Genomic DNA, 12,963 nt, shown 5'->3' on the forward strand with positions numbered 1-12,963 from the left:
AGGTGGGTCCCCACCTCCACCACCCTCTCGCCTTGGCTCTCCGGCGTTTCCGGGTGGGCCTTCCCCTGCATCGAAGGCAGGTCAGCGCCCGAGTGGCAGCTAGCCGAGCCCTTGCGCGAAGCCGCCGTCGACAACGAGTTCGGTGCCGGTGGTGAAAGTCGCATCCACTGCCAGATACAGGGCGGCAGAAGCGATTTCGTCGACGGTTCCCGGTCGGCCCATCGGCGTGGTTGCCTTCCCGTCGCGAATGAATTCCGCTCGTTGCTCTTCGGTCAGTTCGGCGACGCCCATGCTCGGCGTGAGGATGAAACCGGGCGCGACGGCGTTGACTCGGATTTCGCGTGGCAGGAGCTCGGCGGCGAGGACCTTGGCGAACGCACGGACAGCTTCCTTGGCAGCGGAGTAGGCGCTCAAACCAGGAAAGATCCGATCATTGGACACCGTGGTGAAGACGATGCTGCCGCCTCGGCCGATGAGGGGCGCCAGGCGCTGAGTGGTGAAGAACGCGCCCTTGGCATTGACATCGAACACCCTGTCCCAGTGCGCGACGGTGACTTCGTCGAGGGTCTGGAACTCCGCGATGCCGTGGTTGACGAACAGGTAGTCGATGCCGCCGAGGAGTTCGGCGACCGAGCTGCCGAGGCGATCGATATCGCCGGAATCGGTGGCGTCCGAGCGGATGACATGCGCGGGGAACTGATCGAGAGCCGCGCGCGCCTTCTCGACCCCGGTCTCGCTACGGCCGGTCAGCACAACTTCCGCACCGCGGTCCAGCAGTGCCCGCACAATCGCCAGGCCCATACCGTGGGTGCCGCCGGTGACGACCGCCTTCTTGCCCGCCAACGTTTTCGGTGTTTCGTATTCGGTCATGCTGCGACGCTAGACTTTGACGTCGACGTGAAGGTCAAGAGCGTGAGGCGGGCATCACATGCGTATCGGCGAGCTGTCACGCAGAACCGGACTGAGCACCCGGGCACTGCGCTACTACGAAGAGCAGGCCCTGCTTCAACCCCAGCGGCAGTCCAGCGGCTACCGCGACTACGACGAATCAGCGGTGGAGTCGGTACGCCGCATCCGAATCCTGCTGGCAGCGGGCCTGTCCACCCGGGTGATCGCCGAGGTCCTGCCCTGCATGATCGACACCGGCCGCTACCTCGCCCCGACCTGCGAGGAAATGGCCGACGACCTCCGAGCCGAACTCGACCGCATGAAACGCGACATCGACGAACGGCAAGCAGCCCGCGCAATCCTCGAATCCATCCTCGCCGCCGGGTAACGACCGAGGTCGGCAGTCACCACTGAGGGTGTCGTTCGTGGGTCGGTAGTGCCGAGATGATTGGACCGATCGACGTTCACTATCGCACCGGCGCGCGGACCGTAGAGCGCTCGACACTGGGCGCATGGCACGACTGCAGATCGAAGCGGTGTCGAAGAAGTTCGATGCCGAGTACGCGGTGCGCGAGGTGAGTCTCGATATCGCCGATGGTGAATTCATGGTGTTGCTCGGGCCGAGTGGCTGTGGCAAATCCACCCTGTTGCGGATGATCGCCGGGTTGGAGGAGCCGAGCGAGGGCCGGATTCTGGTGGGCGACGTCGATGTCACCGACGCGGCGCCGCAGCGGCGGGACCTGGCGATGGTGTTCCAGAGCTATGCGCTGTATCCGCATCTCTCGGTGGCCCGCAACATCGGGTTTCCGTTGCGGGCCCGGCGCAGGCCGCGGGCGGAGATCGCGCAGCGGGTCGCCGAGGTGTCGGCGACGCTGGAGATCTCGGCGCTGCTGGAGCGGCGCCCGGTCGCGCTGTCGGGCGGACAGCGACAGCGAGTCGCGCTGGCGCGCGCCATGGTTCGCGATCCCGGCGCGTTCCTGATGGACGAGCCGCTGTCGAACCTCGACGCGAAGCTGCGCAGCGCGACCCGTGCCGAGCTGATCGCGCTGCACCAGCGCCTCGGCGCGACGTTCCTCTACGTCACCCACGATCAGGTCGAGGCGATGACGATGGCGACACGCATCGCGCTGCTCAACCAGGGCCGCATCGAACAGTGCGGCACCCCGGAGGAGCTCTACGACCGCCCGCGTTCGACTTTCGTCGCCGGCTTCCTCGGCTCACCCCCGATGAACCTGTTCCCCGCCGTCGTCACCGCGAGCGACGGCCACATGAAGGTGATGGCCGACGGCATCGACGCCGCGCTGGACATCGCCGAGGATTCCGGCGACGCCACCGCCGTCGTCGCCGGAATCCGCCCGGAACGCCTGCGGATCGACGACACCTCGACCGATGTCCGCGGCCGGGTGCGGATGGTCGAGAACCTCGGCAGCGAGGAACTCGTACACCTGGAATCCGGTCTCTGCGTGCGGGTTGCCCGTCCGGCCGGTGTCCGGGTCGGCGAGGACATCGCCTGCCGCGTCGACCCCGCCGACATCCACCTGTTCGACCCTGACACGGGCCTGCGCCTGACATGGCAAGTACCCGAACCCCATTCGACTCCGGCCGTCGACGCGGTCGCTGTCCCCGTGCACTGAATCTCAGCAAGATCCCGATGAGAAGGATAAACCCACCATGAAACGCACACTCCCCGCGCTGGGCGTGGCGCTCACCACCGCCCTCGCCCTCACCGGCTGCGGCCTGGGCACCACCGGCTCCACCGAGTCCACGAGCACCGCGCAGATCCCCGAACTGCGGGCCGATCAGCAGGTTTCGATCGTGTTCGAGTCCTACAGCTACGGCGTGGCAGGCGCCTGGACCGACACCTTCAACGCCCTGATCGCCGACTTCAGCGCCAAGCACCCCAATATCAAGGTCACCGCGCAGAAGCCGCAGGGCAACAGCCCCAACCCGGCCACCGACACCGTCTCCAGCATCCAGAACCAGATGGTGGCAGGCACCCCGCCCGATGTCGCCCAGCTCGGTTTCTCCGACCTGGACTTCACCATCAACCAGCTCAAGGCCAAGCCTCTGGACCAGTTGGTCGGCGCGCCCGCGGTGAAGCAGAACTTCGACGGCGCCCGCCACGCGTACGCACCGCGTGCCCGCACGCTCGACGACTGGGACGGCCACACCTACGGCGTTCCGTTCGTCTTCTCCACTCCCGTCCTGTATCTGAACGCCTCGCTGTTCACCGAGGCCGGTCTCGACCCGGCCAAGCCGCCCACCACCTGGGACGAGGTCACCACCGCCGCGAAGGCGATCGCCGAGCGCACCGGCAAGGGCGGGGTCTACATCGACTGCCTGACCAAGACCGCCAAGGACTGGTGTTTCCAGTCTCTGGTCCGTTCGAACGGCGGTCGCGTGATCTCCGAGGACCGCAGCACCCTCACCTTCGCCGACGCACCCGCCGTCGAGGTCACCAAGATGGCGCAGAACCTCGTGAACACCGGCAGCATGCCCAAGCTCAATCAGAAGCAGGGCTACGAGGCGTTCGGCCGCGGCGAGATCGGCATGATGCTCGAGACCAGCGCGCTGCAGAGCATTTTCGTCACCGGGTCCAAGGGCAAGTGGGACTTGCGTTCGGCGCCGATGCCCGGCTTCGGCGCCAAGCCTGCCGTCCCGACGAATTCCGGTGCGGGCCTGCACATCCTGTCCAACGATCCCGCCAAGCAGCGGGCCGCGTGGGAGCTGATCAAGCACCTCACCAGCGAGGATTCCTACAAGAAGATCGCGCAGAACATCGGCTACCTGCCGCTGCGGACCGGTCTGCTCGAGGAAGCGGGCGGCCTGAAGGAATGGGCCGACCAGAACCCGCTGCTGCGCCCGAATGTCGCGCAGCTGGCCAAGATGGAGCCGTGGGTTTCCATGCCGGGCAACAACTATCTGCAGATGCGCGACGGCATGATGGACGCCGTCGAAGCCGTCGTGTTCCAGGGCGCGGACCCGCAGTCCACGCTCACCGCTGCCCGCACCGCGGGTACCGAACTCATGCCGAAGTCATGAGTGAGCTGACGATCGTTCAGATCACCGACACCCATCTGCGGCCCGAGGGCGAACTGCTCCACGGCGTCGACACCGCCGCCAATCTGACCGTGGTGCTCGACCGGCTGCGCGAATTCGGGCAGCGCGTCGACGTGCTGATCTTCTCCGGTGATCTCAGCGACAACGGATCACCCGAGGCCTACCGGCGGTTGCGGGCCGCCGTCGAGCCCGTCGCGGCCGAACTCGGCGCCGAGATCGTCTACGCGATGGGCAATCACGACGAACGCACGGCCTTCGGCATCGAATTGCTCGGCCGTGACACCGTGGACCCCGACCTCCCGCACGACCACTGCGTCGAGGTCGCGGGAGTGCGCATCATCGTGCTGGACAGCACCACGCCGTACCAGCACGACGGCAAGCTCGAGCCGGAACAGCTGGCCTGGCTGGCAGGCGTTCTGCGCACCCCCGCCCCACACGGCACGGTGCTGGTGGTGCACCATCCGCCGCTGCGCTCACCGCTGGCCACCCTCGACTTCCTCCGGCTCAAGGATGCCGAACAGCTGGCCGCGGTCGTGGCGGGTACCGATGTCCGGATGATCCTGTGCGGACACAACCACCTCACCGGCGCGTCGGCGCTGGCCGGTATTCCGGTGTGGATCGGTCCCGCGATGGCCTACCGGGTGGATGCGATGGCACCGGCGGGCAGGCACCGCGGATTCGTCGGATTCGGATACAGCCGCATCGACGTCATGGAGTCGACGGTGCTGGCCACCGCGATCGACGCCGCACCGGCACCCAAGGTCTATGACCGGCCGGAGTCGGAGATGCTCGAGCAGATCGCCGCGATCGTCGCCGCCAGGGCGGCGGTGAAGTAGATGTTCGTCATCGATGCGCCGGCTTCGCCGACACTTCCGGTCGCGGCGAAGCCGGTGCGCCGGCGCCTCACCCGGCGCCGGGTGGCCCGGTTCGTCGCGCCGTACCTCTACCTGAGCCCGGCGCTGTTCCTGCTGGTCGTGTGGACCTATCAACCGCTGGTGCAGGCCTTGCAGCTGTCCACCTACTCGTGGAATCTGCTGCCGACGGCTCCGATGACACCGGTCGGTACCGCGAATTACGAACGGCTACTGGATCTTCCGGCGTTCTGGGGCGCCCTGGGCCGCACCGGGACACTGATCCTGGGTCTGCTGCCGTTCACGGTGGTGCTGCCGGTCGTCATCGCGATGGCGAGCAGGCGGGTCACCGGCCGGGCGCGCACGGTCTATCAGGCACTGGTGTTCGCGCCGTTCCTGGTCGCGCCGGTCGCGGCGGCCGCGGTGTGGCGCTGGTTGCTGCATCCGGGGACGGGTTTCCTCGCCCAGGTGACCGGTTCCGGCCGCAACTGGGTGTACGAGACCTCGACCGCGCAGGGTGTGATCATCGCGATCACCGCCTGGCACCTGATCGGCTTCGCGGTGCTCGTGGTGTGGGCCGGCCTGGCCGGAATCAGCGGCGACTACGACGAAGCGGCCCGGGTCGACGGCGCCTCGGCCGGCCAGATCCGGCGCTGGATCACCTTGCCGCTGCTCTCGCCCACCGTGCTGTTCCTCATCCTCACGACCGTGTTACTCAGTCCCACACTGACTTTCCCGCTCATCGACTCGATGACCCAGGGCGGTCCCGCGCAGGCCACCACCAATATCTACTACCTGCTCTGGGACTACGCCTTCCACAGTTTCGACGCCGGTCTGAGCGCCGCGGCCGGTGTGCTGCTGTTCGTCGGCTTCGGTCTGGTGGCCGCACTGCTGGTCTGGATCTCGGAAAAGGTTGCTGTCCATGACGATTGAACGACTGCGGGGGCTGGGCAGCCATCTGCTGCTCGCCGCTACGGCACTGGTGTGCGTGTTCCCGATCTACTGGCTGTTCGCGACGTCGCTGCGCAGACCAGAAGACGTCACCTCACTGTCACCGATTCCGTGGCCGCTGTCGACGGCCAACTACCTCGACGCGGCGCAGAAGGTCGACATCGCCGGTCTGATCGCCAATACGTTCTTCGTGGCGGTGCTCTCGGCGGCAGGCCAGCTCCTGATCGCGTTGCTGGCCTCCTACGCGTTCGCCATCTACACCTTCCCGCTGCAGAACCTGTTGTACCTGGCGTTCGTCGGGGTGTGGCTGGTGCCGTTCCAGGTGACGATGCTGCCCAACTACATCCTGCTCAACCAGCTCGGCCTGATCAACACCCTGATCGGCGTCGTGCTGCCGACGCTGTGCTCGGCATTGGCGGTGCTGCTGTTGCGCCAGCACATGTCGGCGTTCCCGAAGGAACTCATCGCCGCCGCGAAGATCGACGGACGCTCGTCGTGGTCGATCCTGTGGACCGTGGTGGTGCCGAACCTGCGGCCCGCCCTCGCCGCGCTCGGCATCCTGCTGTTCATCAACGCGTGGAACGAGTACTTCTGGCCCGCGGTCGTGCTGCGTCAGTCCAACGCTGTGCTCCAGCTCGGACTGCGCAGTTTCATGGGCACCGAAGGCGATCAGTGGGGGCCGATGATGGCGCTGGCCGGTCTCGCCTGCCTGCCGGTGCTGCTGCTGTATCTGGTGCTGCAACGCCACATCGTCAATGCGTTCGTGCGGTCGGGATTGAAGTGAACGACGACTTCAGGCCGTCACAACCTGGTCGTCGGCCAGGGCAGGTGCCGTGGACGCGAGGCAATCCAGAAACATCGCGACCGCCGGATTCTGTTCGTCGGCCCGCCACACCACGTGCAGATCCAGGGTCGGGACCGGATCGACCAGTTTCACCGCCACCGGGTCGGTGTCGGAGGACCCCATGCCCGCCGACACCGCCCGTGGCAGCGAGGCGAATCCGACCAGCGGGCGCACCGAGACAATGTGGGCGGTGGCACCTGGATCGTCGGCGATATGGGTGATGTTCAGCGAGATCCGGGTCTGCGCGGCCGATCGCAGGATCGTGTCGTACATCGCCGGGCACTGATCACGAGCGAACAGCACGCAGTCCTGATCCTGCAGTTCGGCGAACGGCACGTGCGAACGGTGGGCCCAGCGGTGCTGTCTGCCGACCACCGCCACCAGCGGAATGCGGTGCAGCAGACGGCGATACCGGAAATCGGCGGTGCTGGGGTGGCCGTAGACCATGGCCAGATCGAGGGAGCCGTCGGCCAGGGCGGCCAGCTGCGGCCCGGTTCGCTTCTCCCACAACGACACCGAGATGCCGGGGTGACGGTCGGTGAGCTGGGCCAGCGCGTCGGGCAGGATGTGTTTGCTGGCAGGCAGGTTGTAGCCGATGTTCAGGCTGCCCGCGCGACCGGCGGCGGTCGCCTTCGCCGCCTTGGCGGCCCGGTCGAGCTGAGCGACGATCTGACGGGCTTGCAGCTCGAACTCCCGGCCCGCCGGTGTCAGCCGCACCTCGTGTGAGTTGCGTGCGACCAGCTGCACTTCCAGGGACTTCTCCAGCTTCTGCAACTGGGCGCTCAGACTCGGCTGGGTCAGGTGCAGACGTTGCGCGGCACGCCCGAAATGCAATTCCTCGGCGAGCGCGATGAACGAGACGAGATGGCGGAATTCCATGACGGCGGCTCCTCTATCGAACACTCCCACGCTAGCGGCAGCGAACAACCCCGTGATGAACTCCGACCGCCCGGCAGTGGCCATCCGCATTGCCGGGCGGTGAAGATCAGGAATTCGGGCCGTTGACCACCGCGTAGGCGAACCCGTCCCAACCTTTCGAGCCCACGGTCTGGATGACGGTGGCATCGACACTCGGTTCGGCGGCGAGCAATTCGATCAGATCGCGGCTCGCCCTGGCGTTCGGGTCCTCGGTCTGCTCGTCGGCCAGGGTGCCCGCGCGCACCACGTTGTCGACGATGATCACCGAGCCCGGATGGGTCAGGCGCAGCGCCCACTGCACGTAGTTGGAGTTGTTGACCTTGTCGGCGTCGATGAAGACCAGGTCGAACGGTTCGGTCAGGTCCTCGGCGACGCCGGGCAGGGTGTCCAGTGCCGCGCCGACCAGGATCTCGACGCGATCACCCACTCCGGCACGGTCCAGGTTCTCCCGGGCGACCTTGGCGTGGCGGGGTTCGAACTCGAGGGTGACGACGAGGCCGCCGTCACCGACCGCGCGCGCCAGCCACTCGGTGCTGTACCCGCCCAGGGTGCCGATCTCGAGTACCCGGCGCGCTTTCGCGGTGCGGGCCAACAGGTTCAGTAGTTTGCCCTGGGGTGGGGACACGTCGATGGCGGGCAGGCCCGCTTCGGCGTTGGCGCTGAGTGCGGGCACGCCCTCCTCGCCTACCAGGGTGGTGACGATATAGCTGTCGACATCGGCCCAATCGTTGGTCGTCATAGTCGCAGTCTGCCACCGAGCGCGGGCCGGCACCGCCCTTGCGCGTCGAGCGCGATCGCTACTTCGCGGTCTCGACTTCGACGACGCCCTGGATGATCGCGACCGCGCTCTGGGCCAGCGCCTTCGTGTCGATCAATGCCTGTGACAGTTTCACGAGCATCTGCGAGACCGTCATCGTGGCCATCGAGATGTCGAACAGCGCCCGCGCGATGAGCGCGGGAGTCGCCGTACCCGCCGACGCGATCAGCAGCGCGGTCATCTCGGCGAGCATGCCCGCGAGGTTGCTCAGGATCTCGACCACGATCTCCCGCACCGTCTCGACGATGCCCATCATCGCGGCGTTGCACTCCGCCAGCACCTCGGCGACGGCGGCCTTCTCGGCGATCTTGCCTGTCAGCTCTGTCGCCGTGGCCACGTAGGCCTCGGCGGCGGCGCCTGCCCATTCACCGATGCCGCTGTCGAGCGCGGTGGCCCACTGCTCCGCGGTCGTTGTCAGACTCTCGGCGATCGCTTTCCACGAATCCGAATACGCTTGGACCATATCCGGGTTGCCGGTGATCGAGTCCAGTGATTTGCGCATCGGTTCGACGTGTTCGAGCATCCAGCTCATCAGCTGCGCGCCGAGGAAGTTGAACGGATCGAACTTCGCCAGCGTGGAGGTGCCCTTGATGGCCTTGCTGAACATCGACGCCGCCGACGCCCAATCACCCGCGGTACCGGCCGCTGTGGAGATGGCGCCGACCTTGTCCATGATCGATCCGTCGCCGGTCACCGCCTGGTAGGCGCCGAGTCCGTTCTCCCAGGTGTCACCCAGGAGCGTGCCTTTCATGATGCCCGCGTCGGGCTCCTCCCCGCCCTGGGGGGTGCCTACATTGCTGAACAGGAAATTGCTTTCCTGATAGTAGGTGTCCCGGTAGTCGACGCCTTCTACGAGCAGGTCGTTCTGCGGTGCTTCCCCGTCGTCGAAGGTGCTCACCGTGCCGGGCAGGATCGTGTTCTCGTTGAGGAACTTGCCCGCCGCGTTGGGTCCGTCGGCCATCGTCAGACGTTCCCTTCGATCTCGGCGGTCTTGCCTGTCAGATCGCCCGCCCGCGTGGTGTCACACGTTTCGTAGGTGTCGGCGGCGGTGCGCAGTTTGCCCGGCATCTCCGCGGTGAGGGTGTCGAGCTGCGCCAGTGTCTCGGTGATGTCGTCGTGGAGCGAGTTCAGGGTGCTCACCGCGTACGGCTTCACGAGCAGGCCGTAGCCGTCGTCGGCGTGGGCGAGATAGTTCGCCGCCTCGAGCGCCTTGGCCACCCCGCCGGACACACCGTCCACCGAGCAGGCCTGCGACCTGATCGCATCCAGATTCACATTCACCAGACTGGTCACGCGGAATCCCTCCTCCGGCGAACTCGGTCGAGTCCGCAGCTCTCGATCTAGTTGGACGCGCCCCGACCCCATTCGGTTCCCTCGAATGTGTGCCGGGTTGTTGCGGTGCCTACTGCAACCAGGATTTGCGCTGGTAGAACATGTCCTCGTCGGACGGCTCCTCGGGCGCGACCACCCGGTCACGGTCGGGTTTGCGAGTGGCGGGAGCGTCGGGTTCGGACGGCCACGGTGCGACGGGGGCGGCCGGGGCGGCGGGCGGCGCCGAGGGCGGGACGGGTGCCGACGAGGTCGGGTCGAGGTCGGGGAACCGGTCGCTGTACTGGCCGACGATGGCCTCCCCGGCTTCGTCAGTGCCGACCGTGTCATGGACCAAACCGGTGACCTGGTCGCGCAAGCGCGCCTGGGCTCGGTGCGTACAGGCCATGAGCTCGGTCGCCACGGCGGTGGGATCCATGCCGCGGACCGCGGCGGCCAGGGTGATCGCGGTGGTCGATCCGTTGGCGTCCACGGTGACGCTGATCCGGCCGTCGGCCGAGGTATCGGTGACGCTCACCGCGGTCATCTTGGCGTGCAGCTCCTGGTAGCGCTGCGCCTTCTGTTCCAGGTCCTCCGCCCAGCGCGAGAGCTCCGTGGCGGCGTTGTTCAGGTCGTCCATGTCGTGTTTCCCCTCCCACCGGGTACCCGGCGCTCTACGGCGGAAGGCGGGCTGAAACCCGCCCCGCTCGGATCGCGACGAGCGTAGCTCACCCCGGCGGCGGTTCAGAAAAAGAAGTAGCGCTGCGCCATCGGGAGTTCGGTGGCGGGTTCCTCGGCCCAGACCTCGCCGTCGATCCGGACGGTGAAGGTGTCGGGGTCCACTTCGATGCGTGGCATGGCGTCGTTGTGGGGCATGTCGGCCTTGGTGACGCGGCGAGCGTTCTTCACCGGCACCAGCTTTCGGCGCACGTTCAAACGGTTCGCGAGGCCGTCGTCGATGGCCTGTTCGGAGACGAAATGCAGGGAGGTGGCCGCGGCGGCGGGGGCCGCGGCGCCGAACATGGGGCGTGGGAGCACGGGCTGGGGGGTGGGGATGGAGGCGTTGGCGTCGCCCATCGCGGCCCAGGCGATCATGCCGCCCTTGAGGACAGCGTGCGGGCGGACGCCGAAGAACGCGGGCTCCCACAGCACCAGGTCGGCGAGTTTGCCGACTTCGATCGAACCGATCTCGTCATCGAGTCCGTGCGAAACCGCCGGGCAGATCGTGTATTTGGCGATGTACCGCTGCACGCGGGCGTTGTCGGCCGCGCCGTCGCCGGGCAGGGCGCCGCGGCGGCGTTTCATCACGTGCGCGGTCTGCCAGGTGCGCATCACCACCTCGCCGATGCGGCCCATCGCCTGGGAGTCCGAGCCGATCATGGAGATGGCGCCCAGGTCGTGCAGGAGGTCTTCGGCGGCGATGGTGGACGGGCGGATCCGCGATTCGGCGAAGGCCAGGTCCTCGGGGATGGACGGGCTCAGGTGATGGCAGACCATCAGCATGTCGAGGTGCTCGTCGAGGGTGTTGACGGTGTGCGGCCTGGTGGGGTTGGTGGAGCTGGGCAGCACGTTCAGATGCGAAGCGACAGTGATGATGTCGGGCGCGTGACCGCCGCCCGCACCCTCGGTGTGGTAGGCGTGGATGCCGCGGCCCGCGATGGCGGCGAGGGTGTCCTCGACGAAACCGGCCTCGTTCAGCGTGTCCGAGTGCAGCGCCACCTGCACGCCCGCCGCGTCGGCGACGGTGAGGCAGGCATCGATCGCGGCGGGGGTGGAACCCCAGTCCTCGTGCAGCTTGAAACCCGATGCGCCGCCGCGTAATTGCTCCCACATCGATTCGTGGCTGACCGTGTTGCCCTTGCCGAGCAGCACGATGTTCATCGGCCAGTGATCGAGTGATTCCAGCATCCGCGCCAGGTGCCAGGAGCCCGGTGTCACGGTGGTGGCCTTGGAGCCCTCGGCGGGGCCGGTGCCGCCGCCGATGAGGGTGGTGATGCCGCCGCCGAGTGCTTCGTCCATCAGCTGCGGGCAGATGAAGTGGACGTGGCAGTCGATGGCGCCCGCGGTGAGAATACGGCCGTTACCTGCGATGATCTCGGTCGACGGCCCGACGACCAGGTCCGGGTGCACCCCCGACATCGTGTCGGGATTACCGGCCTTGCCGATGCCGCAGATGCGGCCGTCGCGGATGCCCACGTCGGCCTTGATGATGCCCCAGTGGTCGATGATGACGACGCCGGTGATGACGGTGTCGGGTGCGCCGTCGGCGCGAGTGGCGCGCGACTGACCCATCGACTCGCGCAGTACCTTGCCGCCGCCGAACACCGCTTCCTCACCGGCGAGTCCCGGTCCACCACTGCGGTCTTCGGTGATCTCGATGAGCAGGTCGGTGTCGGCCAGGCGAATACGGTCGCCGGTGGTCGGCCCGAACAGTTCGGCGTAGCGGGCGCGGCTCAGTTCGGTCATCGACTCTCTCCCGGATGTCGCGGCGAACGGCCTGCCGCGCGATAGTTTTCGATCGGCTCAGGCATCCAGCTGCCCCGGCGGGTTCGTGCTGATGCCGTAGACCTCGCGGGTGCCACCGAGTGGGACCAGCGAGATCCGCTGCGGCAGACCGGGTTCGAAGCGCACCGCGGTACCTGCCGGAATATCGAGCCGGTGCCCGTAGGCGGCCTCGCGGTCGAACTCCAGCGCGGCGTTGGACTGCGGGAAATGCACGTGGCTGCCCACCTGAACGGGGCGGTCACCGGTATTGACCACCTCGAGTTCGACGCGCACCGCGCCCTCGTTCAGCACGATCGTGCCCTCGGCACAGAGATATTCACCGGGAATCATGGGCGTCGCCTATCCGATCGGGTGGTGCACGGTGACGAGCTTGGTCCCATCGGGGAACGTCGCCTCGACCTGCACGTCGTGAATCATCTCGGGTACCCCGTCCATCACGTCCGCACGGGTGAGCACCGACCGCCCCGAGGACATCAATTCCGCCACGGTCCGCCCGTCCCGCGCCCCCTCGAGCACATGGTCGGTGATCAACGCGATCGACTCGGGATGGTTCAGCTTCAACCCACGCGCCTGCCTCCGGCGCGCCAGCTCGGCCGCATAACTCAGCAGCAACCGTTCCTGCTCATGCGGCGACAGGCGCATACGTTCTCTCCTCGGCGGGTGGTGGTCGGTGAGCGACATTCTGGCACGTCCCCCGTTCGCGCGGCGACCGTCGCCGAGCCCGACCGGGGACGACCCCGAGGTGGTTAACGAGATGTTAACGATGGGCCCACGCTCGGCCCGGAAGCAGCCACGTCACCGGTCGAGCAGCGGTTGCGCCG

The 12,963-nt window shown here is 67.1% G+C and carries 15 protein-coding genes; 6 read left to right on the top strand and 9 right to left on the bottom strand.

All coding sequences use genetic code 11. From position 1 onward, the window contains the following. Positions 1-99: 99 nt before the first annotated feature. Positions 100-870 carry an SDR family NAD(P)-dependent oxidoreductase gene (locus ACFWPX_RS22630; RefSeq protein ID WP_378928982.1) on the bottom strand — a complete coding sequence of 257 codons (771 nt, stop codon included), beginning with the start codon at positions 868-870 and terminating at the stop codon, positions 100-102. Between the two features lie 58 nt (positions 871-928). Here ACFWPX_RS22630 and ACFWPX_RS22635 point away from each other — a divergent pair, with 58 nt between their 5' ends. From ACFWPX_RS22635 to ACFWPX_RS22660, 6 genes are all read left to right on the top strand, one after another. Further along, positions 929-1,276, top strand: coding sequence for a MerR family transcriptional regulator (locus ACFWPX_RS22635; protein WP_378928983.1), 348 nt, complete (start codon positions 929-931; stop codon positions 1,274-1,276). A gap of 124 nt (positions 1,277-1,400) precedes the next feature. After that, positions 1,401-2,522: an ABC transporter ATP-binding protein gene (locus ACFWPX_RS22640; protein ID WP_378928984.1), complete on the top strand. Its 1,122-nt coding sequence runs from the start codon at positions 1,401-1,403 to the stop codon at positions 2,520-2,522. Positions 2,523-2,559: 37 nt separating this feature from the next. Beyond that, positions 2,560-3,930 (top strand): ABC transporter substrate-binding protein, encoded by a 1,371-nt coding sequence (locus ACFWPX_RS22645; RefSeq protein ID WP_378928985.1) that lies wholly within the window; start codon positions 2,560-2,562, stop codon positions 3,928-3,930. Next, positions 3,927-4,784: a metallophosphoesterase gene (locus ACFWPX_RS22650; protein WP_378928986.1), complete on the top strand. Its 858-nt coding sequence runs from the start codon at positions 3,927-3,929 to the stop codon at positions 4,782-4,784. The genes ACFWPX_RS22645 and ACFWPX_RS22650 overlap by 4 nt, the downstream gene beginning before the upstream one ends. Continuing rightward, a complete protein-coding gene (locus tag ACFWPX_RS22655) occupies positions 4,785-5,732 on the top strand; it encodes a carbohydrate ABC transporter permease (RefSeq protein WP_378912844.1) in 948 nt (315 codons plus the stop codon). Further along, positions 5,722-6,534: a carbohydrate ABC transporter permease gene (locus ACFWPX_RS22660; RefSeq protein ID WP_378912845.1), complete on the top strand. Its 813-nt coding sequence runs from the start codon at positions 5,722-5,724 to the stop codon at positions 6,532-6,534. The genes ACFWPX_RS22655 and ACFWPX_RS22660 overlap by 11 nt, the downstream gene beginning before the upstream one ends. Before the next feature lie 9 nt (positions 6,535-6,543). Here the strand turns inward: ACFWPX_RS22660 and ACFWPX_RS22665 are convergent, their stop codons facing one another. The 8 genes from ACFWPX_RS22665 to ACFWPX_RS22700 all read right to left on the bottom strand — a co-directional run bounded on the left by ACFWPX_RS22665 (position 6,544) and on the right by ACFWPX_RS22700 (position 12,784). Continuing rightward, positions 6,544-7,473 (bottom strand): LysR family transcriptional regulator, encoded by a 930-nt coding sequence (locus tag ACFWPX_RS22665; protein WP_378912846.1) that lies wholly within the window; start codon positions 7,471-7,473, stop codon positions 6,544-6,546. Between the two features lie 106 nt (positions 7,474-7,579). Beyond that, positions 7,580-8,251 (bottom strand): O-methyltransferase, encoded by a 672-nt coding sequence (locus ACFWPX_RS22670; protein ID WP_378928987.1) that lies wholly within the window; start codon positions 8,249-8,251, stop codon positions 7,580-7,582. A gap of 58 nt (positions 8,252-8,309) precedes the next feature. Next, complete coding sequence (locus tag ACFWPX_RS22675; RefSeq protein ID WP_378928988.1) at positions 8,310-9,290, bottom strand: hypothetical protein; 981 nt, start codon at positions 9,288-9,290, stop codon at positions 8,310-8,312. 2 nt (positions 9,291-9,292) lie between these two features. Beyond that, the gene (locus ACFWPX_RS22680) at positions 9,293-9,622 is read right to left on the bottom strand and encodes a type VII secretion target (RefSeq protein ID WP_378912849.1); all 330 of its coding nucleotides are present in this window, start codon (positions 9,620-9,622) and stop codon (positions 9,293-9,295) included. Between the two features lie 109 nt (positions 9,623-9,731). Beyond that, the gene (locus ACFWPX_RS22685) at positions 9,732-10,277 is read right to left on the bottom strand and encodes a YbaB/EbfC family nucleoid-associated protein (protein ID WP_378912850.1); all 546 of its coding nucleotides are present in this window, start codon (positions 10,275-10,277) and stop codon (positions 9,732-9,734) included. A 104-nt stretch (positions 10,278-10,381) separates the two neighbouring features. Then, the gene (locus ACFWPX_RS22690) at positions 10,382-12,103 is read right to left on the bottom strand and encodes an urease subunit alpha (RefSeq protein ID WP_378928990.1); all 1,722 of its coding nucleotides are present in this window, start codon (positions 12,101-12,103) and stop codon (positions 10,382-10,384) included. Positions 12,104-12,160: 57 nt separating this feature from the next. After that, positions 12,161-12,472, bottom strand: a complete 312-nt coding sequence (locus ACFWPX_RS22695; RefSeq protein WP_378912852.1) for an urease subunit beta — start codon at positions 12,470-12,472, stop codon at positions 12,161-12,163. Between the two features lie 9 nt (positions 12,473-12,481). Further along, positions 12,482-12,784, bottom strand: coding sequence for an urease subunit gamma (locus ACFWPX_RS22700; protein WP_056810177.1), 303 nt, complete (start codon positions 12,782-12,784; stop codon positions 12,482-12,484). Between the last annotated feature and the right edge of the window lie 179 nt (positions 12,785-12,963).

The organism is Nocardia sp. NPDC058518 (genome assembly GCF_042719655.1).
Taxonomy (GTDB): Bacteria; Actinomycetota; Actinomycetes; order Mycobacteriales; family Mycobacteriaceae; genus Nocardia.

Coding starts and splice junctions, on each gene's coding strand:
- ACFWPX_RS22655 (WP_378912844.1), top strand. CDS start 4,785: ATGTTCGTCATCGATGCGCCGGCTTCGCCGACACTTCCGGTCGCGGCG.
- ACFWPX_RS22660 (WP_378912845.1), top strand. CDS start 5,722: ATGACGATTGAACGACTGCGGGGGCTGGGCAGCCATCTGCTGCTCGCC.
- ACFWPX_RS22670 (WP_378928987.1), bottom strand. CDS start 8,251: ATGACGACCAACGATTGGGCCGATGTCGACAGCTATATCGTCACCACC.
- ACFWPX_RS22630 (WP_378928982.1), bottom strand. CDS start 870: ATGACCGAATACGAAACACCGAAAACGTTGGCGGGCAAGAAGGCGGTC.
- ACFWPX_RS22685 (WP_378912850.1), bottom strand. CDS start 10,277: ATGGACGACCTGAACAACGCCGCCACGGAGCTCTCGCGCTGGGCGGAG.
- ACFWPX_RS22690 (WP_378928990.1), bottom strand. CDS start 12,103: ATGACCGAACTGAGCCGCGCCCGCTACGCCGAACTGTTCGGGCCGACC.
- ACFWPX_RS22675 (WP_378928988.1), bottom strand. CDS start 9,290: ATGGCCGACGGACCCAACGCGGCGGGCAAGTTCCTCAACGAGAACACG.
- ACFWPX_RS22645 (WP_378928985.1), top strand. CDS start 2,560: ATGAAACGCACACTCCCCGCGCTGGGCGTGGCGCTCACCACCGCCCTC.
- ACFWPX_RS22665 (WP_378912846.1), bottom strand. CDS start 7,473: ATGGAATTCCGCCATCTCGTCTCGTTCATCGCGCTCGCCGAGGAATTG.
- ACFWPX_RS22695 (WP_378912852.1), bottom strand. CDS start 12,472: ATGATTCCCGGTGAATATCTCTGTGCCGAGGGCACGATCGTGCTGAAC.
- ACFWPX_RS22640 (WP_378928984.1), top strand. CDS start 1,401: ATGGCACGACTGCAGATCGAAGCGGTGTCGAAGAAGTTCGATGCCGAG.
- ACFWPX_RS22650 (WP_378928986.1), top strand. CDS start 3,927: ATGAGTGAGCTGACGATCGTTCAGATCACCGACACCCATCTGCGGCCC.
- ACFWPX_RS22635 (WP_378928983.1), top strand. CDS start 929: ATGCGTATCGGCGAGCTGTCACGCAGAACCGGACTGAGCACCCGGGCA.
- ACFWPX_RS22700 (WP_056810177.1), bottom strand. CDS start 12,784: ATGCGCCTGTCGCCGCATGAGCAGGAACGGTTGCTGCTGAGTTATGCG.